Annotated in this window: 17 protein-coding genes; 10 read left to right on the top strand and 7 right to left on the bottom strand. The window is 41.2% G+C overall.

Annotated elements, in window-relative coordinates:
* Positions 1-70 precede the first annotated feature (70 nt).
* From BUC20_RS07525 to BUC20_RS07505, 5 genes are all read right to left on the bottom strand, one after another.
* Complete coding sequence (locus BUC20_RS07525; RefSeq protein WP_073231714.1) at positions 71-2,419, bottom strand: glycoside hydrolase family 3 N-terminal domain-containing protein; 2,349 nt, start codon at positions 2,417-2,419, stop codon at positions 71-73.
* Between the two features lie 157 nt (positions 2,420-2,576).
* Positions 2,577-4,004 carry an alpha-L-fucosidase gene (locus BUC20_RS07520; RefSeq protein WP_073229672.1) on the bottom strand — a complete coding sequence of 476 codons (1,428 nt, stop codon included), beginning with the start codon at positions 4,002-4,004 and terminating at the stop codon, positions 2,577-2,579.
* A gap of 251 nt (positions 4,005-4,255) precedes the next feature.
* A complete protein-coding gene (gene leuS / locus BUC20_RS07515; protein WP_073229670.1) occupies positions 4,256-7,063 on the bottom strand; it encodes a leucine--tRNA ligase in 2,808 nt (935 codons plus the stop codon).
* A gap of 63 nt (positions 7,064-7,126) precedes the next feature.
* Complete coding sequence (locus BUC20_RS07510; protein ID WP_084528667.1) at positions 7,127-8,404, bottom strand: chloride channel protein; 1,278 nt, start codon at positions 8,402-8,404, stop codon at positions 7,127-7,129.
* A gap of 123 nt (positions 8,405-8,527) precedes the next feature.
* On the bottom strand, positions 8,528-8,944 hold the full coding sequence (locus BUC20_RS07505) for a lipocalin family protein (RefSeq protein WP_073229668.1): 417 nt from the start codon (positions 8,942-8,944) through the stop codon (positions 8,528-8,530).
* 309 nt (positions 8,945-9,253) lie between these two features.
* Here BUC20_RS07505 and BUC20_RS07500 point away from each other — a divergent pair, with 309 nt between their 5' ends.
* The 9 genes from BUC20_RS07500 to BUC20_RS07460 all read left to right on the top strand — a co-directional run bounded on the left by BUC20_RS07500 (position 9,254) and on the right by BUC20_RS07460 (position 17,757).
* Positions 9,254-10,132: a cell division protein FtsX gene (locus BUC20_RS07500; RefSeq protein WP_073229666.1), complete on the top strand. Its 879-nt coding sequence runs from the start codon at positions 9,254-9,256 to the stop codon at positions 10,130-10,132.
* The gene (locus tag BUC20_RS07495; RefSeq protein WP_073229664.1) at positions 10,132-10,356 is read left to right on the top strand and encodes a DUF3098 domain-containing protein; all 225 of its coding nucleotides are present in this window, start codon (positions 10,132-10,134) and stop codon (positions 10,354-10,356) included. The genes BUC20_RS07500 and BUC20_RS07495 overlap by 1 nt, the downstream gene beginning before the upstream one ends.
* A gap of 7 nt (positions 10,357-10,363) precedes the next feature.
* Positions 10,364-11,158 carry an undecaprenyl-diphosphate phosphatase gene (locus BUC20_RS07490; RefSeq protein ID WP_073229662.1) on the top strand — a complete coding sequence of 265 codons (795 nt, stop codon included), beginning with the start codon at positions 10,364-10,366 and terminating at the stop codon, positions 11,156-11,158.
* A 76-nt stretch (positions 11,159-11,234) separates the two neighbouring features.
* The gene (truB, locus tag BUC20_RS07485) at positions 11,235-11,984 is read left to right on the top strand and encodes a tRNA pseudouridine(55) synthase TruB (protein WP_073229660.1); all 750 of its coding nucleotides are present in this window, start codon (positions 11,235-11,237) and stop codon (positions 11,982-11,984) included.
* A 6-nt stretch (positions 11,985-11,990) separates the two neighbouring features.
* Positions 11,991-12,857, top strand: coding sequence for a YitT family protein (locus BUC20_RS07480; RefSeq protein ID WP_073229658.1), 867 nt, complete (start codon positions 11,991-11,993; stop codon positions 12,855-12,857).
* Between the two features lie 109 nt (positions 12,858-12,966).
* Positions 12,967-13,902, top strand: coding sequence for a bifunctional riboflavin kinase/FAD synthetase (locus tag BUC20_RS07475; protein ID WP_073229656.1), 936 nt, complete (start codon positions 12,967-12,969; stop codon positions 13,900-13,902).
* Positions 13,903-13,961: 59 nt separating this feature from the next.
* Positions 13,962-14,324: a hypothetical protein gene (locus BUC20_RS07470; RefSeq protein ID WP_143166742.1), complete on the top strand. Its 363-nt coding sequence runs from the start codon at positions 13,962-13,964 to the stop codon at positions 14,322-14,324.
* Positions 14,325-14,383: 59 nt separating this feature from the next.
* Complete coding sequence (locus BUC20_RS07465) at positions 14,384-16,609, top strand: cation:proton antiporter domain-containing protein (protein WP_073229652.1); 2,226 nt, start codon at positions 14,384-14,386, stop codon at positions 16,607-16,609.
* 110 nt (positions 16,610-16,719) lie between these two features.
* Positions 16,720-17,757, top strand: a complete 1,038-nt coding sequence (locus tag BUC20_RS07460) for a DUF2157 domain-containing protein (RefSeq protein ID WP_073229650.1) — start codon at positions 16,720-16,722, stop codon at positions 17,755-17,757.
* A gap of 5 nt (positions 17,758-17,762) precedes the next feature.
* On the opposite strand, the gene BUC20_RS07455 is transcribed toward BUC20_RS07460, so the two are convergent.
* The gene (locus BUC20_RS07455; protein WP_073229648.1) at positions 17,763-18,383 is read right to left on the bottom strand and encodes a lysine transporter LysE; all 621 of its coding nucleotides are present in this window, start codon (positions 18,381-18,383) and stop codon (positions 17,763-17,765) included.
* Between the two features lie 14 nt (positions 18,384-18,397).
* Positions 18,398-21,199 (bottom strand): excinuclease ABC subunit UvrA, encoded by a 2,802-nt coding sequence (gene uvrA / locus BUC20_RS07450; RefSeq protein WP_073229646.1) that lies wholly within the window; start codon positions 21,197-21,199, stop codon positions 18,398-18,400.
* A 258-nt stretch (positions 21,200-21,457) separates the two neighbouring features.
* Here uvrA and BUC20_RS07445 point away from each other — a divergent pair, with 258 nt between their 5' ends.
* Positions 21,458-22,033 carry an RNA polymerase sigma factor gene (locus BUC20_RS07445; protein WP_073229645.1) on the top strand — a complete coding sequence of 192 codons (576 nt, stop codon included), beginning with the start codon at positions 21,458-21,460 and terminating at the stop codon, positions 22,031-22,033.
* Positions 22,034-22,125 lie beyond the last annotated feature (92 nt).

The raw sequence follows: 22,125 nt of genomic DNA, 5'->3' as shown, positions 1-22,125 counted from the left end.
TAGGTTTCCCCCAATTATTTGACGGTGAACTACGTTTTTTTATCGGTGAAAAGAAAGACTATTTCTCGTTTTACTGAACGTTAAAATCACGCTGCAGTCGGACATCATCAGATGAGCCACCCAGGATCAGCGTAAAATCACCAGGCTCCAGCACCCAGTTCATCTGCTGATTAAACAACTTCAGGTCATCTGCATTCAGTTCAAATTCAAGTACCTGTTGTTCCCCTGATTTCAAGGAAAGCCGTTTAAATTTCTTCAGCTGTTTAACCGGAGTCACCACGGAGCTTACTTTGTCCACGATATATAACTGAACCACTTCATCGCCATCTCTTTTTCCGGTATTCTTAACCTCCAGTTTCACTTTAACCACCAGATTATCCTGCGCACCAGAAACTGCAATATTCAAATTACTATATTCAAAGCTGGTATAACTTAATCCATATCCAAAAGGATACAAAGGTTTACCATCCACTTCTACGTAACTATGATTTGTTGGTTTCTTGAGATTATAGTATACAGGAAGCTGTCCCACTGACTTAGGAATAGAGATGGGTAATCTTCCTGCAGGATTAGACTTTCCGAACAATACATCAGCAATGGCATTTCCTCCCTCTTGCCCGGGATACCAGGCATCAACAATAGCATCCACATGATCCGCAGCCCAGTTCAGGTTTAAAGGCCGACCCTTGATCAGCACCAGCACCACCGGAGTTCCTGTGTTCACTATTTTTTGCAATAGTTCCAATTGTCTGCCCATCAGGTCTAAAGTTGCACGGTCATATCCTTCTCCACTTTCCATATCACTTACTGCAGCATCGGTTGCCTTAACCTGCGCTGCGCCAGTATTCAGATATTCTGTTTTAAAGTCCCGGGCGCTTGAACCTCCCAATACCACAACGGCAACTTCGGAATTCTTTGCCAGCGCCACAGCTTCAGCAATACCACTTGAAGTCGTGTCCCTGATGGCACATCCTTTGGCAAACTGAACTTCTAGCTCTTTTCCTGCATGGGCTTTTATTCCTTCCAGAACTGTAACTACAGCATTTTCATCCTGAGGGGCCGTATAATCACCCAACTGATTGTAAATGTTATCTGCATTCGGACCTATTACTGCGATTTTCTTAAGCTGACGACTTAGCGGAAGGACATTGTTTTTATTTTTAAGCAAGACCAGAGATGCGCTTGCCACTTTTCTCGCCAATGCGACATGAGCATCATTTCTTACTGTTTTTGCTGCTTTTTTAACATCCACATAAGGATTTTCGAACAGCCCCATTTCAAATTTAATCCGAAGTACCCTGGCAACAGCCGTGTCCAAAACACTGGTGCTCACTAATCCTTTTTTGAAGGCATCCAGCAATGCAGGACCATAACCATAGCCACTCAGGTCGGCATCCAATCCGGCATTTATCGCCATCGAAGCTCCTTCTGTTGCATTTGAAGCTACCTGATGGTTACTGACCAACCCCGATATGCTTCCCAGATCAGACACCACAAAACCATTAAAATCCCATTGCTTTCTCAAAAGATCAGTCAACAGGAAATGGTTTGCAGAACAAGGGATCCCATCAATAGAATTATAGGCTGTCATCACAGACAAAGCCCCGGCTTTTACCGCAGCTTTAAAAGGAGGTAAATAAGATTGAAACAATTCCCTTGTTCCGACAGCTACGCTTCCTCCGTTATGTCCCCCTTCCGGAACTCCATAGGCCGTAAAATGTTTAAGTGTCGATGCAATATTAAATCCGCTTTTCAGATTATTTCCCTGAAAGCCCCTGACCATTGCTTCTCCCATCCTGCTGTTGAGCACCGGATCTTCGCCATAAGTCTCCTCAACACGTGACCATCTCGGCTCACGTGCCAGATCAAGCACAGGACCATAGCCAATATGAGCTCCCTGAAGACGTGCTTCCATTGCAATTGCAGCAGCCATTTCCCGGATCAGATCAGGGTTCCAGGTACTGCTCTGCCCTATCGAAGTAGGAAAGACAGTTGTTCCGATAGCCATGTGCCCATGTGCACATTCTTCTGCCAGTAACATTGGAATATTCAACCTGCTGTTTTCAATTGCATATTTTTGAATGGCATTTGTTGCTTTTGCGGCCAATTCCGGTGTTAAGCCGGTTAACAAAGTTTTTTTTGTCCAGGGATCTGCCCTTAATGTAGCCCACAGCATCCCCGTATGTTGCTCAGCTATCGCTTTTTTAAACTCCTCACTTGCTTTTACCGCATTTCCGGTTTTGCTGTACATGTCCCAGCCAAGCAATACAGAAAGTTGTCCGACTTTCTCCTCCAGCGTCATTCTGCTGAGGAGGTCATTTATTCTTGATGTTACAGGAGCAGCAGGGTCCTTATATCCTGTTTTTTTCTGGGCGATACCAGATTGACAACAGGCAACCATCAGGACTGTTGTGATCATAACTATTTGAAAACCCTGTTTCATCACTATATGTTATTTATTATTGATTTTTAAAGACACTTAAGAGTAGGTAAACTCAGTTTGAAATGAGGAAACCACCATCAGCAGACCAGTTCTTATTGATAGGCCACATGCTGATGATGGTTTCATTTGATTACTAAATAGTAGAAAAAGAAAATGCCAGTGCAGGCAGATTTGCTGGAAGCCCTTTTGGCAGAATGACTTTAATCAGTTCATTCTCTTTTACCCATTTCACATTTTCTCCGGTTTGCAAAAGTTTGATTTTAGTTCCTTTAGCAGGCTCATTGCCAGCCCATGAAATTGTAGATGGCAGATTTTCGCCCTCTTTCAGGCATACCAATGCATATTTGGTTTTCGCATCTTTACTTTGTGTAAACCAGGTATTATTATGGTGATAGTTTTTGGTGATTCTCGTTCCATAAATCGCTTTCCCATTTTTAGTGACCCAATTTCCTATTTCTCCCAGACGACTAATTACGCCATCCGGCATGGTTCCATCTGGCTTTGGCCCAACACCAAGTAGTAAACTTCCTCCTTTAGCCGTGATTTCAATCAGGGAATGAATTACTGTTCCTGCAGATTTATACTGATCGTTGGCAGCAAATCCCCAGGCACCACCCAGCGTCATGCAACTTTCCCAGGGATGATCCAGTTGTTTTTCCGGAATGTGTTGTTCAGGGGTCTGGTAATTTTCATAAGGCCCATGCACCGTCCGGTCTACAATTAGCAAACCGGGTTGTGCTTTACGTCCCATTGCGGCAATCTTTGGCATATCAATGTCCTGGCTCCATGCCGGGATGGTTGCTCCCCAGGCACGCACCTCATCGGTTACGGTTTCCAGTGGCCTTACCCATCCGCCATCAAGCCAAAGGATATCGACAGTTCCGTAATTGTTCATCAGCTCAGAAATCTGATTAAAGGTCTGTGTTTTGAATTTATTCCACCTCCATGGGTTCTTCTTGATGTCGTAATTGTTATTGCGGTCTGCTGTTGCATATTTTGACCACCAGTAATATTGAGAATGCCAATCCGGTTTAGAAAAATAGGCACCGATCATAAAGTCCTGTTTCCTGAAAGCATCGAAAACATATTTAGCAACATCAGCTTTCGGATTTCCTTTAAAAGGACCGTTGGAGATTTTAAAATCACTCTCTTTAGTATCAAACATATTGAAGCCATCATGGTGTTTAGTAGTAAACACCAGATATTTCATCCCCGCAGACTTTCCTGCTTTTGCCCATTGTTCCGGATTAAAATTAACCGGGTTAAATTTTTCGCTTAAACCCCAGTACCATTTTTTATAGTCTTCGTAAGCGATGGTGCTATCTCTGGAAATCCAATCTTCAGAACAGAGGTTCCAGGACTCCATAATTCCCGGAACCGCATATAGGCCCCAGTGGATGATCATTCCGAATTTCTGGTCTTGCCATTTCTCCAGTTTGTTCTTTACCAAAGGATCCGAAGGCCATTGATAAGTGCTGGATTGGCCATGTACATTTGGCTGGCCGAAAGCAGTCATTTTAATCGATAAAATGATTGCAATTAATAGGGTTGATTTCTTCATTTTGTGTGGTTGTGTTTGGTTTAAGGTTGAGACCCGGAAAGAATAATCTCATAACAAAGCATTGTATTGCAAAAGGATAAACCCTTTTAGTATAGCTTCCCGGAAAACAAAAGACCTAAGATATGCAATTTTATGATACATGAGAACAACCAAAATCACCACTGAAGAAAGGATAAATATTGCCGGATAAAAGAAAAGCTCCGGACATTTGTCCGAAGCTTTTCTTATGATTAAATGAGCCGTTTTTAAAACTAGATCACAATATTTACGATACGACCTTTCACCACAATTACTTTTTTAGGTGTTTTTCCTTCCAGGTATTTCTGTACCTGTTCATCGGCCAAAATGGTTTCTTCGATTTCCTTAGGCTCTAAGGTCAGACTTAAATTCAGGTTTAACCTCGTTTTACCGTTTACGGATACCGGGTAACTAAATTCATCTTCGACCATATAAGCAGCGTTGAATTCCGGATATTTAACATAGGATAAACTACCGGCCTCATGTCCAAGGTTTGCCCAAAGTTCTTCACAAATGTGAGGAGCATAAGGCGACAATACGATCACCAGGTCTTCCAGAACCTGACGGTTTTTACACTTCAGGTCTGTCAGCTCATTCACGGCAATCATAAAGCTGGAAACAGAAGTATTAAAAGAGAAACGTTCTACATCATCCTGTACCTTTTTAATGATTTTATGTAAAGCTTTCAATTCGGCTTTTGAAGGCACAGAATCACTCACATTAAATACCCATTCTTCATTGTGGAACAAGCGCCAGAATTTGCGAAGGAATTTAAACACCCCTTCAATTCCGTTGGTATTCCATGGTTTACTTTGTTCTAATGGGCCCAGGAACATCTCATACATTCTTAAGGTATCTGCACCATAACTCGAGATCAGTACATCCGGGTTCACCACATTGAACTTGGATTTAGACATCTTCTCTACCTCTACACCGCAAATGTATTTTCCATTTTCCAGTATAAATTCTGCGTCAGCAAACTCGGGTCTGAAAGCTTTAAATTTTTCAAGATTTAAGATCTCATTCTCTACAATGTTTACATCTACATGAAGTGCCGATGTTTTATATTCTTTCCTTAGTCCATAAGATACTAAAGTGTTTGTTCCTCTTCCCTCTTCATCTACCACACGATATACAAAATTACTTCTGCCCTGGATCATTCCCTGATTGATCAGTTTTTTGAAAGGCTCTTCCTCAGTTACATGACCAAGGTCTTTCAGGAATTTATTCCAGAAACGGCTGTATAATAAATGTCCTGTTGCATGTTCTGCACCTCCGATATATAAATCCACATCTTTCCAGTACTCAATAGCATCCTTAGATGCAAAAGCTGATTTATTCTGCGCATCCATATAGCGGTACCAGTACCAGCTCGATCCTGCCCAACCCGGCATTGTGCTCAATTCATATTCATATTGATCGTCATAGCTCCAGTTTTCGGCTCTTCCCAAAGGAGGTTCACCGCTTTCTGTAGGCAGATACTTATCAATTTCTGGAAGCATCAGAGGCAATTCCTCTTCGTTGATCAGATAAGGCAATCCATCTTTGAAGTATACCGGAATCGGCTCTCCCCAATAACGCTGACGACCAAAGATCGCATCGCGCATGCGGTAATTGATTTTTGCTTTACCAACCTCCTGCTCTTCCAACCAGGTGTTTAGCGTTTGTGTTGCTTCGGCATAATTCATTCCATTGATAAAGCCGGAATTAATGTATTTACCTTCTTTGGTGGCATCAGCCTGGGTATCGATATCTTTCTGGCTATCCAGAATCTGAACGATTGGTAATTTGAAGTTTGTTGCAAATAGCCAGTCGCGCTGATCGCCACTAGGTACTCCCATAACTGCACCTGTACCATAACCTGCCAATACATAATCGGCAATCCATAGCTGAATCCGTTCTCCGCTTACCGGGTTGATCACATAACTTCCGGTAAAGGCTCCTGACACCGCTTTAACATCAGCCATACGGTCAAGTTCCGATTTCTTCTTCGTTTGGGCGATGTAATTATTTACTTCATCCAACTGCTCCGGAGTGGTCAAACCAATCACCAGTTCATGCTCAGGGGCAAGTACCAGGTAAGAAACACCAAATATAGTATCCACACGGGTGGTAAAAACTTCAATATAATCCTGACTAAGTGTGGCTACCTTTTCAGAAGGTTCGATCTTGAAACGTACGCTGGCTCCCACACTTTTCCCAATCCAGTTGCGTTGCATTTCTTTTACCGGCTCCGGCCAGTCTATGGTATTTAAGCCTTGCAACAGGCGTTCTGCATAGGCAGAAATCCTCATGCTCCACTGCATCATTTTCTTTTGCTCTACCGGATGACCACCACGTTCTGAGTAACCGTCTTTCACTTCATCATTTGCCAATACGGTTCCCAAAGCAGGGCACCAGTTGACAGTGCTTTCCCTTAGATAGGTTAAGCGGTATTTTAACAATTCTTCCTGTTTTTCTTCCTGGGTCATCGTTGCCCAGTCGGTCGGCAGGAAAGATTTGGTATCTTCATCACAAACGGCTTTCACATCTGCACTTCCCGAAGCATTAAACTTTTCCAATAAGCTGGTAATGTCTTCCGCACGATCTGTTTCCAGGTTATACCAGGAATTGAAAAGCTGCATAAAGATCCATTGCGTCCATTTATAATATTCAGGATCACTGGTCCTCACTTCCTTCGACCAGTCGAACGAGAAACCGATCTGGTCTAATTGCCTTCTGTAAGTATTGATGTTTACTTCTGTAGTAAGGGCTGGATGTTGTCCGGTTTGTATCGCATATTGTTCTGCAGGCAAACCAAAGGAATCGTATCCCATTGGATGCAATACATTATACCCTTTTAATCTTTTGTACCTGGTAAATATATCTGAAGCAATATAACCTAGTGGATGACCAACATGTAAACCTGCTCCAGAAGGATAAGGAAACATATCCAGTACGTAAAACTTAGGTTTGGAAGATTGCTCTTCTGCTTTAAACGTTTGATTTTGAGCCCAAAACTCTTGCCACTTTTGTTCTATTTCTTTAAATTGATAATCCATTACAGCTATGCCTTATATATAGCGCGAAAATAAGGAAATAAAGGTTGGATCAGAAACGCTTTCTCAAATACCTGATTTACCAAACAAAAAATGGCGGGGAGATTTGTTTTCCGGCGCATTATAAATGCTGTGATGCCCGGAAATCAGGAATGCGACGATACAGGCAATACAAACATATATCCAGCAGGAAACACCGAACAGTTCGAAGGCCATGATGCAACAGGCAAGGGGTGTTTTCGCCGCACCTGCAAATACCGCAACGAAGCCCATTCCGGCCAGTAAGCCCACTGGTAAAGGCAAGAAAACAGAGAGTGCACTGCCCAATGTGGCCCCTATAAAAAACAGTGGAGTGACTTCGCCTCCTTTAAATCCGGCACCAAGTGTAATGGCCGTCAGCAGGATTTTTATGGCGAAATCTTCATTACCGGAAGCCTGATTAAAAGCATCCACAATTACAGGAATCCCTAACCCGATATATTGATGAGTCCCTAATATCAGAACAAGCACAAGGACAATTATCCCACCGATGAAAGGGCGCAGTGGCGGATACTTCAATTTCTTGAATACACCGGAAAACAAATGGGTAAGCCTGACAAACAAAATCGCCGCAAGGCTAAACGCCAGACCGGCCAATATGCTATACCCTACACCCATCAACGAAATTGAAGGCACCATATTGATCTGGTAATGGGTATGTCCTACCCCCCAGAGTTCTGTAACATAAGCACCAATAAAAGCGGCAGCCAGTGCAGGAAGTACCGCTTTTTGAGGAATTCTTCCCAATAACAGCACTTCAATTCCAAATACTGCCCCGGCCCATGGCGTTCCAAAAACAGAGGCAAAACCAGCACTTAAACCGGCAATCAGTAAAATTCTCCGGTCGGCATGGTCTAATTGAAAAGGTTTGTGCAATTGATCAGCAGTTGAAGCCGCCATTTGTAAAGCCGTTCCTTCGCGTCCTGCAGATCCTCCGAATAAATGGGTAACTATAGTCCCCAGTAACACCAGTGGTGTCATTTTAAAAGGGATGATATCTTTGGGGTTATGAATGGTATCGAATATGAGGTTATTGCCTCTTTCCACCTCTTTTCCCCGATGGTGATACAATAAGCCTATCAGAAGCCCGGCAAGAGGAAGAAGATAAAGGAGGTAAGAATGGCTTTCCCTGAAATCGGTGGCCAGGTTTAATAAAGTCAAAAATAAGGCAGAAAGCGTGCCCGCAGCCAGTCCTGTCAATAAGCAAAGGATCGTCCATTTCAGCAGATAATGCGGTATGGACTCTCTGTTGAGAAACCCGGGCACAGACTTCAGAAAATTCGAATCTTTATCTCTTTTTACCATAGCAAGGCCTGAAACAGGAGGTCATAAATACAGGCTGATGGCAAATATAAAAAAAAGGCTGTCCTGAATATTTTTGAAACATCAGAACAGCCTTTTTTATTTGAATTTAATTGGTCAGATATGCTATCTGGTCAGAAAAAATTTCCTGGTTTCTGCAGGAGTAACACCATTTGATGTCGCTGTAAACTCCAGTTTATTGTCTGTAAGCGTATTGATCACACCGTTGAATAATTTTCCGGAAAACGACAGATTGATGCTTTCGATGCCGAAAACAACATAAGTCCCAAGCTCTCGCTTCGAACCGTAATTGAATTCCATCTGATCGTTCTCATCCCCTCTGAATTCGAAAAAGTCTCCTGCAACTCCGGGATAAGGAACCATAGCTGATCCTGTAACTGTAGTTTCTACTTTGGCAACCTGCCATCTTCCCACAATTTTTGCTTTCAGTGGGGCATCTTTGCCTGTTTCTTTTTTACATCCTGTTGCAATGCCAGCAATTATCATTAAGCAGACGGCAACTAAAGTAATTTGTTTTTTCATAGGTGATTTTTTAGTAATTAGTTTTTGTTTTTAGTATCCTTTTTCCTCAAAATCAACCTCAGCTCCCCCCTGGACACTTGCGTTTTTACACAAAAATAACGCCCAAAATTCCCTTTTGGTACAATAATGTTACAAAACGCTTACATAAAAAAGATTTTTTATGGCGGTAAATTGGGTCAAAAGCAGCCTGGACAAACTATTTCTAAGGATAAAGCGTTGTAGTTTTAAAGATTAAAAAGGGATAAAGGCCTATAATTTTAAATTAGTTGCTTATATTTTTTTATTTTCGCAAAACATAAAAACAAATACATGGAAGAATTTGAAGTAAGCGATGCTTCTAAGAAGACAAAAACCATTTATATTTCTACTATTTTCAGCATAGCATTGGTTTTATTAATGCTGGGCATGTTGGGGTTGATATTAGTACATGCTAAAAATCTTTCCAACTATGTTAAAGAAAATATTGTGTTAAACATTATTGTGGATGAAGGTGCAAAGGAGGCGGATGTTTTGGCTTTTCAAAAAGAGCTGAATGCCAATCCGGCGATTAAAACCACACAATATGTGAACAAAGAAATGGCTGCCAGAAACCTGACCACTGATCTTGGGGAGGATTTCGTGAACTTCTTAGGCTACAACCCATTGCTTTCTACCATTGATGTGTATTTAAAAGCAGACTATGCAAATAACAAAAGTATAGATGCATTAAAAGCAAGTATCAGCAAAAACCCGGCGGTAAAGGAAGTCATTTATCAAAGCTCCTTAATTGATATGGTGAATAAGAATATCAACACCATTGGTCTGATTATTCTGGCCTTCGCAGCGATCTTATTGATTATTTCCATCGCTCTGATTAACAATACGATCCGCCTTGCCATTTACTCACAGCGCTTCTTAATTAAAAGTATGCAACTGGTAGGTGCAACCAGGAATTTCATCCGTAAACCTTTCATTCTGTTTGCAGCATTGCATGGACTGATCGCTGCTTTCATTGCCATTCTGATCCTTTTGGGGATTTTATATTATGCACAAAGAGAGATTCCTGAAATTGTGATCTTAAGAAACTATACTGAATTTGGTATTGTTTTATTGGGTCTGGTGGGTGTCGGAATCTTTATTACGGCCATCAGTACCTCTTTTGCTGTCAGCAAATATTTACGTCTAAAAATTTACGACCTTTACAGATAATGATAGAGAAAAAAAACACTCCTGTAAATCAGGAAAGCAAATCTGAACTTGTATTTACAAAAAAGAACTATCAATTGCTATTGATCAGCATTGCGATTGTAGTACTTGGCTTTATCCTGATGATTGGTACGACAGACATTTACGATTTCAGAAAAACTTTACTGGCACCAATGACAGTACTTTTTGGATTCGGATTTGGCGTTTATGCTATTCTAAAAAAATAAAGCTTTCATGAATTATTTACAGGCCTTTATTCTCGCAATCATTGAGGGGATAACTGAATTTTTACCGGTTTCATCAACCGGCCACATGGTTATTGCAAGTGCAATCATGGGAATTGGGAAAGATGAGTTTGTGAAGCTATTTGAAATTGCCATTCAGTTGGGTGCGATCCTTGCTGTTGTAGTCCTTTACTGGAAAAAGTTTTTTGACTTCAGTAAGTGGCAATTTTATGTAAAACTGATTATTGCAGTCATTCCAGCCCTTGTTTTCGGGAAATTATTAAATGATTTCATTGATGAAAAATTAGGCAATCCTATATTTATAGCTGTTGTTTTATTGGTGGGTGGTATTATCCTCCTCTTTATTGATAAAGTATTTACGAAACCGGAAGTTCATCATGAAGCAGAAATTACCAATATGTCTGCTTTCAAGATTGGCTGTTTCCAGGTTTTGGCAGTTGTATTTCCGGGTTTAAGCAGAAGTGCAGCCACCATCATCGGGGGGATGCAACAAAAATTAAGCAGACATGCTGCTGCCGAATTCTCCTTCTTCCTGGCCGTACCAACCATGTGTGCAGCAACAGGCTATAAGCTACTTAAAGGATACCATTTGCTAAATGCAGAGAATGTTAAACTCCTGCTTTTCGGTAACCTGATTGCTTTCATTGTTGCGATTATTGCCATCAAATCATTTATCGGATTCTTGTCTAAGCATGGTTTCCGCGTATTTGGCTGGTATAGAATCATTATAGCTGTGGTGATCCTTGCCTTATATTATTCCGGCATCCCGTTGCACGTATCTTAATCCAAAATCATCAAAATCCAAACCTTAGGCAACCTTACATCTTACAAAGAAAACGTATTAAAAAGCGTGTACTGAAATGACAGAGAGTGAAAACATATTAAATACGAAAACCTTTCCAGACTTTAATTTTGCTGAGGGAGAACTATTACTCATCAACAAGCCCTATAAATGGACCAGCTTTGATGTAGTAGGAAAAATCAGAAATTCCTTAAAACCCCTGAAACTGAAAGTAGGACATGCAGGAACACTGGACCCTCTGGCAACAGGTCTGCTGATCCTTTGTACAGGTAAACTAACCAAGCAGATCGATACCTTTCAGGCAGAAGAGAAAGAATATACAGGTACCATGATCCTGGGTGCTTCTACCCCATCTTTCGATATGGAGACGGTGGTTGATCAGGAGTATCCTTTAGACGGCATTACCGAAGATGCTATTTATGCAGCTACAGTTCCTTTTACAGGGGAAATTCAACAGTATCCACCTGCGCATTCGGCAGTAAAAGTAAACGGAGAACGTTTATACGTCAAGGCCCGTCGCGGGGAAGAAACGGAATTACGTCTGAGGTTTGTTTCTGTACCGACCTTTGAAATCACGAGGATCGCACTTCCTGAAATTGATTTCAGGATCGTTTGCAGCAAAGGGACCTATATCAGGTCTTTAATTTCGGACTTTGGAAAGCATTTAAACAATGGTGCTTACCTGTCAAAATTAACACGTACCCGCAGTGGTAGCTTCCTTCTTGAAAATGCATTTGAAGTAACAGATTTAGTCAACTATCTTCGCAGTAAAAGAGACTCGGACAATCCGACAGCACCTCAATCTTAATCAATTATGCAAAGCCACTTCAAAAGTAAAAATGCAAGGTCGGTAAAAGACTTCCTTTTGATTACATGTGGTATTGTTTCGGCTTGTTTTGGCTTGAAAAGCTTTTTAATCCCCAATCATTTTATTGATGGAGGGGTTACTGGTATTTCGTTATTGATCAGCAGCCTGACGGGATTAAAACTATCCTATCTGATCATTCTGATCAACATCCCATTTATTATTCTTGGCTTCAGACAGATTGGTAAAGGCTTTGCCATTAAAACTGCCATTGCCATTTCAGCATTGGCGGTGTTTTTAATCGTATTGCCGTTTAAGCCGGTTACCGATGTGCCCTTATTGATCGCCTTCTTTGGTGGTTTCTTCCTTGGTGGAGGGATTGGCCTGGCCATGCGTGGTGGTTGTGTCATTGACGGGACAGAAGTCCTTGCCCTCTATATCAGCAGAAAAAGCATGCTCACTGTAGGTAATATCATCCTGGTATTAAATATCATCATCTTCTCTTTTGCGGCTATTTTCCTGGGTGTAGAAACGGCCATGTATGCCATCCTTACCTATCTTTCAGCTTCCAACACCATCGACTTTGTGGTGAACGGACTGGAGCAGTATACCGGTGTAACCATCATATCTGATAAAAGCGCAGAGATAAAAGAATTTATCATTGAAAAGATGAAACGCGGGGTTACCATTTACAAGGGAGAAGGTGGCTACGGAATAAAAAAAGACATAGATATTTTATATACGGTATTGACTAAACTGGAAATGGGGAAACTACAGACAGAAATCAGGAACATTGATCCGGATGCTTTTGTAGTCCAGCAACAAATTGCAGATATAAAGGGTGGAGTGGTATTAAAACGCCAGTCCCTGCATTAGTTAAATTTAGATACCATTAAGATTAACGCTTAAAAATTAACAGCTCAAACTAATTTCTCCCCTAGAAGGAGGAAATGGTAGGGCGTATTTACGAAATATTGATTTTCTAATGAAAACATATCACCATTTATCTGAGTTTAAAAAACTTGACAATGCCGTTGCGACCATAGGGACTTTTGACGGGGTTCATTTCGGACACCAGAAGATCATCAAAAGACTTTGTGAGTTGGCAAAATCAACTGGTGGAGAAAGTGTAATTCTAACCTTCTTCCCTCATCCAAGGATGATCATTGATCCGGAAAATCAAGACCTTAAATTAATCAACACGGTAGATGAAAAGATAAAGATCCTTGCAGAATTGGGTGTAGATCATTTGATCATCACCCCTTTTACCCGGGATTTCTCTAACCTCAGCCCTGCTGAATACATCAAAAACATCCTCGTTGATACCATTGGCATCAAGCAATTGATCGTTGGCTATGATCACCGATTTGGCAAAGACCGCAAAGGAGGAATGCAGGAACTGGAGATGTTTTCCAGGCAGTTTGACTATCAAATCGAGGAAATTGCCAAGCAAGATATTGATGATGTAGCGGTAAGCTCTACAAAAATCCGGAAAGCATTGCTGAACGGAGAAGTTGCTTTGGCAGCCAGTTACCTTGGCTATCATTTTTCTCTGCACGGAAGGGTGATTAAGGGGGATAAAATCGGAAGGACCATTGGCTTCCCTACCGCAAACATTTTTCTTGAGGAAACGTATAAGCTCATCCCTTCGGATGGAATTTATGCGGTAACGGTGGATATGGGAACGGAATCTTATAAGGGGATGGCTTACATCGGACAAAGGCCAACCATTAACGGCATGACCAGAAATATTGAAGTCAACATCTTTGACTTCAACAAGGAAATTTATGGCCAGAACATCACCATGACTTTCCTTGAATTCTTAAGACATGATGTGAAATTTACCGGACTGGAAGCCCTGAAAATCCAACTGCAAAAGGACAAAGAAGATACCCTCAGCTATTTTAGCAAAATCGGCTAAACGTCATTTAAATGCCTTTTTACTCTGTAAAAAGGCATTTTTTTATTATATTTACCTCAATGAGGTTTTTGTTATCTGCCATTCTTTTCTTTTTCAGTCATGTAATTTTCTTACAAAATGTACAGGGAAAAGGGCATGACGCGGTCAGTCCTTATGTTAGTAAATCAAATTTCAACACCAAAAAACTTTATTTCAATCCCCCTTCAAAAGCCCGTACTTCCCTAAAAAAAGCTTTTTTAGAAGACCTTACTTTTATCAGCCATGCCACTGCGAAACAAGGAAACAATCCCTGGTTCTTTCTGCGTGGCCAGGAAAAAGAACATTATATACCACTTGTAATCATCCGATATTATCACGTATTCCAGAATTTTGGATATGCTTATATATTCGATTTCCTGTACCCTAAACATGTCTTCTGGTAGTTATAAATAATCGAAATCCGATCAATACAATTTTATAACTTTAAAAAAAGACATTATCTATGATACATTTACCCGTATTAATCACTGATTTAGGTTTAATACTTGCCGCTGCCGGGATTACCACATTACTATTTAAAAGAATCAAACAACCACTGGTTTTAGGCTATATTCTTGCCGGATTACTGGTTGGCCCTCATATCAAATTTATCCCAACAGTTACCGACAACGCCAGTATCCATATCTGGGCAGAGATTGGGGTGATCTTTTTACTTTTCAGTCTGGGACTGGAATTCAGTTTCAAAAAACTGGTTAAGGTGGGCGGCTCAGCCTCCATTACCGCAATTGTGGAAGTGGTATTCATGCTCCTGATTGGTTTTGTTGCCGGACTAGCGATGGGCTGGTCTACGATGGACAGCATCTTTCTGGGGGGTATTCTCTCTGTTTCTTCTACTACAATTATCATCAGGGCCTTTGAAGAACTGGGCGTAAAGCATAAGAAGTTTGCCGGATTGGTTTTCGGCGTACTGATCGTAGAAGATCTGGTGGCCATCTTGTTATTGGTATTGCTTTCTACCCTTGCGGTAAGTCAGCAGTTTGCCGGTGCCGATATGTTGATCTCCATCCTTAAACTATGTTTCTTCCTTGTGCTATGGTTTATTGGAGGGATATTCCTGGTTCCTACTTTCTTAAAGGCTACGAAAAAGCTGATGAATGATGAGACCATGCTGATTGTATCCATTGCATTGTGTTTATTAATGGTATTACTGGCTGTAAAAGTAGGGTTCTCCCCTGCCTTAGGTGCCTTTATCATGGGATCCATACTGGCAGAAACAACACAGGCTGAACGCATCGAACACCTGACAAAATCCGTTAAAGACCTCTTTGCAGCCATCTTCTTTGTCTCTGTGGGGATGATGATCGATCCAAGTATTTTAATTGATTACGCCGTTCCTATCCTGGTGATTACCATTGCCACCGTACTGGGGAAATTTTTAAGTTCTGGAATGGGGGCATTACTTTCCGGTCAGCCGCTAAAAACATCGGTTCAGACAGGTTTAAGTCTGGCACAAATCGGAGAGTTCTCCTTTATCATTGCCACACTTGGTTTAACCTTAAAAGTAACCAGCGACTTTCTCTATCCAATTGCCGTAGCCGTATCCGCCATCACCACCTTTACCACTCCATATTTAATCAAGGCATCCGAGCCCTTTTACCTCTTCCTGGAACGCAGACTTCCTAAACGATGGGTAGAGGCCATCAACAGATATAGCTCCAGTACAGCGGGCATTACCACGCTTAGCGATTGGAAGATTTTATTAAAATCCTATACTTTTAACACCATTATCCATTCGGTGATCATTATTGCAATTGTCTTTCTGGGTTCCAGATACCTGCAACCCTTCATGACAAAAAACATCATCAATGGAAATAATGGAATCATCATCAGCTTAATACTTACCCTGATTTTCATGACGCCTTTCCTATGGGCATTGGCCATCAGAAAGATCGAAAAGAAAGCCTATTCTCATTTATGGCTAAACAAAAAATATACCCGTGGCCCATTGGTAGCACTGGAGGTTTTAAGGATTTCGTTAGCCCTTTTCTTTGTTGGTTTCCTCATTTATCAGTTCTATAGTACCTGGGTCGCTGTGGTCATCGCCATTGTGTTAATGATTGTGGGGATGTTCATCTTCTCCAGAAAACTACAAGGATTCTATAACAAGATGGAGAGCCGCTTCCTGTTGAACCTGAATGCACGTGAAGCTCAAAATGCACAACCCGAAATATTGCCATGGGATACCCACCTTGCGGAATTAATTGTTGCCCCGGAATCGGCACTCGTTGGAAAAACACTGATAGAACTCTCTATCAGAGAAAAATATGGGGTAAACATCGCATTGATAGAACGTGGAAAAATCATGATCCCCACTCCCGGAAGAGATGAAAGACTTTATCCGAACGACAAAGTACTGGTGATTGGTACAGATAACCAACTAGCAGCAATCAAAGAGTTATTTGAAGGCGCCAAAGAGGAAATTCCTGAAGAATCAAGTTTCCCTAAAAAGGACATGACACTTCAAAAGATTGTCATCAACAGCAGTTCTCCTGTCTACATGCAGAGCATCCGCAGTTCCGGCATCCGGGAAAAAACCCAGGGACTGGTTGTTGGAATAGAACGTAAAGGAGAACGTATTCTCAATCCGGATTCTAACCTCATCTTTGAGAATGAAGATGTGGTATGGATCGTAGGTAACAGCAAAAAAGTACCGGATCTATTGAAGTAATCCCGGAAAAAATAGCTAATCTTACCCTAACAATAAAACCCTGCCAGCAAACCTGTTGGCAGGGTTTTAGCTATAAACAAACATAAACCAACCACCACCAGCGACTAAAAATGAAAATAGATTCGGAAAAGAGTGAATTTTTAGATGAAATGCTGGAACACTGGCAGGAAGAAAAATTGCTCAGCGAAGCAGATGTTCAACGCTTACGCGCCAGCTATGAAACTAAAAATTTCGACTGGAGAAGGCTGGCTCAATATTCTTTCTGGATCGCAATGGCTTGTGGGGTAATCTCCCTTGGGGCATTACTGGTAGATGATACGATTTTAAAGTACCTGGAGCGCATCTATGACACCTCTGACGGCATCATTAGCTTTCTTTCCATCACCGGTGCCACTTATCTCTTTTACCTCAGCTTCAAAAGAAAGAAAACTAAATCACATCAGGTATTCAGTAATGAGGCTCTAATCTTTACCGCAGTGATGCTTACCGCCAATGCCATCGCTTATTTAGGCAAGGCGATAGGTACCGGCAGCAGTCATTTTTCAATCCTGTTGCTCATTGCGGTCGTCATTTATGGGCTACTGGCCTATTTCTTTAAATCAAGACTGATCTGGGTTTTCGCGCTCATCTCTCTTGGCGCATGGTTCGGAACAGAAACGGGTTACCTCTCCAGATGGAACTGGTATTTCGCAGGCATGAATTATCCTTTACGTTTTGTTTGCTTCGGAGCTGTACTCACCGGACTGTCGTTTTTAATGAAAGGGCATAAAAAGACGGACCATTTCTTCCCGGTTACTTATATCAGCGGAATGGTGTATTTATTTGTATCCCTATGGCTGCTTTCGGTATTTGGCAACTTCGGTACCCTGGAAGCCTGGTATGGCGTCAGACAAATCAGCCTCTTCTATTGGGCTATTGTTTCTGCTGCAGCTTGTATCATCAGTATTTTTGCCGGTTTAAAATATAGAGACGACATTGCCCGTGAATTCGGGATTACCTTTCTTTTCATCAATCTTTATACCCGTTATTTTGAATATTTCTGGGACAACTGGCATAAAGCACTCTTCTTTTGCGTTCTTGCGGCCTCCTTCTGGATCATTGGAAGAAGAGCCGAAAAGATCTGGAATGTAGAGTTTCTGAAAAAGTAGAGCCCTTATTTTATCCAGTGAACGTAGGCAATTTTACAGACATGGTATGCCGATAGCGCAAAAAACAATAGCGCAATCCCTTTATTCACCAGGTAACTGCTCAAGGCAAATTTCTCCTGTATATATTGAGCGAAACGGGCAAATCCATATAAAGCTACTGCTGCTCCTATCCCTGATCCGATACTAAAAATAGTGAGGGAAAGATAGCCAATGTCGATCCACTCATGAGAGATCAGGTAAGTACCTACAAATAACCAGTAAGGAATCTGCATGGGATTAATTACACCCAAAAGCATTCCGTACCTGATGCTGTCCTTTTTAGAATAATCTGCCTTCGGCATTTCTTTTCTTGATCTCCAGGTGATGAAACCTAAAATACCAAACATCAACACCATGATGACATCAATGATGTCTCCCAGCTTGATCTCACTGGAAAGCCATTGCACAAAACGCATGACACCAAAAGTGAAGAGGATTTCGATCGCGGAAAAGGCGCCTATAAAATATAGCGCCTGCCTGATTCCTCTGGTAATCGTGATCTGAACTACCGTAAGGTTAATATTTCCAGGTGGGATGTATCCCACCATATTCAGTATTACCCCTAAAAAGAGTGTTAAAAAAAGCATGTGCGAAGATACAATTATTTCATGTGTGCAGTTAAATACTTCGCAGTATACGAAGAATTTGAGGAAACCATATCTTCTGGTGTTCCTTCAAAAACGATGTTACCGCCTTTATCTCCCCCTTCAGGGCCTATGTCAATGATCCAGTCTGCAGATTTTATCATGTCCATATTGTGCTCAATTACCAAAATTGTATTGCCTTGCTCAATCAAGGTGTTCAATGCAATCAATAGTTTTTTAATATCGTGGAAATGTAAACCTGTCGTAGGCTCATCAAAAATAAATAAGGTTTTATTGGCATTATTCCCCTTAATCAGGAATGAAGCCAGCTTTATACGCTGTGCTTCCCCACCCGATAAAGTATTGGAAGACTGCCCCAGATGAACATAACCCAGACCAACATCTACCAGTGGCTGAAGTTTAGTCATGATCTTTGGTTCCCCTTTAAAAAAGTCAACCGCCTCATCGATGGTCAGATCCAGAATATCTGCAACGTTTTTATCCTGATAAGTGATGTCCAGGACCTGTTGTTTAAACCTTCTTCCTCCACAAGCTTCACATGGCAGGTAAATATCCGCCATAAACTGCATTTCAATCTTCACCTCTCCTTCCCCCTGACAAACATCACACCTTCCACCTTCTACGTTGAACGAGAATGCAGCCGGTTTCAATCCTGCGGCCTTTGCAGCAGGCAAAGCAGAGAACAAGGCTCTTACATCATCCCAGGCTTTTACATAAGTTACAGGATTTGATCTGGATGATCTTCCAATCGGATTCTGATCCACCATTTCTACCTGACTAACCAGGTCGTAATTTCCATAAATCCCATCATAGGCTCCGGTTTGTTCTCCGGAATAATTGCCGATTGCCTTTTGTAAGGCAGGATAAAGGATTTTTTTGATTAAACTGGTTTTACCGCTTCCGGAAACACCACTTACCACTGTAAACACCCCCAAAGGGAATTTCACATCAATATTTTTAAGGTTATTCTCCCTTGCACCTTTAATCAGCACATGGTCTTTCCAGCCTCTTCTTTTAGCAGGTATCGCGATCTTCTCGTCGCCGGAAAGGTAACGCCCGGTAAGGCTTTTCTTATCCTTTATAATCTCTTCATAGGTTCCACTGAAAACCAGGTTACCTCCATGAGTTCCTGCTTCCGGACCAATATCAATGATATGATCTGCAGCTTTCATCATCTCCTCCTCATGTTCTACCACAAGCACTGTATTTCCTACATTACGAAGGGAAAGCAATACCTCTATCAATTTATTCGTATCCCTGGGATGTAAGCCAATACTTGGCTCATCCAGCACATATACAGAGCCCACAAGACTACTACCCAATGAGGTTGCCAGGTTAATCCTTTGCGATTCTCCACCAGATAAAGTATTGGAAAGCCTGTTTAAAGTCAGGTATCCCAGACCCACATTGTTCAGATATAAAACACGGTTAACGATTTCCGCAAGCAGCCTTTTTGCAATCTTCTCATCATTTGATGACAGCTTCAGGTTGTCAAAGAAATCCAGAATGGTCGCCAATGGCATCAATACCACATCCATGATCGACTTTTCATTGATCTTCACATAAGACGCGTCTTTGCGCAACCGGGAACCTTTACAGTCCGGGCAAACCGTTTTTCCACGATACCTGGACAACATTACCCGGTATTGAATCTTAAAGGTCTGCTCTTCCAGCTCCTTGAAAAAAGCATCCAGACCTTCAAAATATTTATTCCCTGTCCAGATGAGTCTTTGCTCTTTCTCTGTCAGCTCATTATATGGACGGTGAATAGGGAAATTAAACTTATCGGCATTCTTGATCAGTTTATTTAACCATTCCCGCATTTTTTCACCACGCCATGGGGCGACGGCATTATCGTACAAACTCTTGCTTTTATCCGGGACCACCAGGTCTTCATCGATGCCAATCACATTCCCATAGCCTTCACATCTTTTACAAGCGCCATAAGGATTGTTAAAACTGAAGAAATTTGGTGTAGGCTCATCAAAACGAATCCCATCAAGCTCAAAGCGGTCGCAGAAATGTGTTGACTTCCCTTCCTGCTCTACATACAGGTCACCTTTGCCTTCAAAAAATCCGGTTTGTACTGAATCCGCAATACGGCTTAAAGTTTCCTCCTCGTTGTTCACCACAATTCTGTCGATCAAAATCCTTACGGTATCCGCATCGGCCAGTTCAAAGTCAACAAAGGACTCATCTTCCAGGATATTTTCAATCTTTAAAATCTCCTCTTTATAGAAGATTCTCAGAAATCCTTTTTGAAGCAGCACCGCTAATTCTTCTTTTATAGAGCGGTTATTGTGAGGGAATAAAGGGCAAAACAAAGTCACCACGCTTTCAGGTTCAAGCCCTGAAATGAAATCGACTACTGTACTCACGGTATCCTTCTTAACGATCTTTCCTGATACAGGAGAATAGGTTTTCCCTATTCTGGAGAACAACAGTTTCAGGTAATCATAAATTTCAGTAGAGGTTCCAACTGTAGATCTCGGGTTAGAGGTGATTACTTTTTGTTCAATGGCAATCGCAGGAGCAATACCTTTAATATAATCTACATCGGGTTTATTCATTCTCCCCATAAACTGTCTTGCATAAGAAGACAAACTCTCTACGTACCTCCGTTGACCTTCGGCATATAAAGTATCAAAAGCTAAAGAAGATTTCCCTGATCCTGACATTCCGGTGATGACTACCAGCTTATTTTTGGGGATTGCGACATCTATATTCTTCAGATTATGGACTCTGGCACCTTTTATGATTATATGTTTATGTGGATCTTTATTGATTTCGTTATTCATTGACTTCTGGATAGAATAGTGCTAATATAACCCAAAAAAAGCAATATTACCGTTTTTGGGAAGATGCAAAAATAAGGCTCTCAGCGCAGTTTTAATTTTTTTTAACACTTTTTATATTGTATTGTAATAAAAAAATGCTTCTTTTGGAGATTCAACGGACAAACTAAACCACTAACTAACAGGAGAAAGATATCGAAAAAAACATCTACTAAGTATTTTATAGCAATTAGCAGGGAACTTTTTAGTACGGATACTCCTATGAAATTAGAATTATATAGTGACCAAGACTTGGTGAAGTTATATCTTACCGGTGATGAATCGGTTTTGGAAGAACTTCTGAGAAGACATAAGTCGAAAATATACACATCTATCTATTTATTAGTTAAGGATCAATACCTCGCGGAGGATATTTTCCAGGATGCATTTATAAAAGTCATCAATACGCTCAGATCGGGTCGTTATAACGAAGAAGGTAAATTTTTACCTTGGGTGATGCGAATTGCACACAACCTTGTGATCGATTATTTCAGACGCGAAAAACGTGCGCCTGTCATTACGAGTGCTGACGGGACAGACATTTTCAACCTTCTTCAGATTCACGAAGAAAGCGCAGAAGAAAAAATGCTGAGAGAGCAAACACATTTCGACCTTCGTGCGATGATTCACTTATTACCGGATGACCAGAAGGAAGTTTTAATCATGCGTCATTATGCAGATCTTAGTTTTAAAGAGATTGCAGATCTGACCGATGTGAGTATAAATACGGCTTTAGGACGAATGCGCTATGCTTTAAGCAATCTTCGGAAGATGATGAAGGTGAAAGAAATCTCCTGATTTTTAACACTATAAAATCTCTCTAAAAAATTGTAGTTTAGGTTAAAATAAATTTATAACAATAACGTTTACTTAGTAAACATATATTTTTT

It is taken from the genome of Pedobacter caeni (genome assembly GCF_900129215.1).
Taxonomy (GTDB): domain Bacteria; phylum Bacteroidota; class Bacteroidia; order Sphingobacteriales; family Sphingobacteriaceae; genus Pedobacter; species Pedobacter caeni.
The sequence above is the reverse complement of the archived record's forward strand: the minus strand, read 5'-3'. Positions and strand labels throughout refer to the sequence as shown.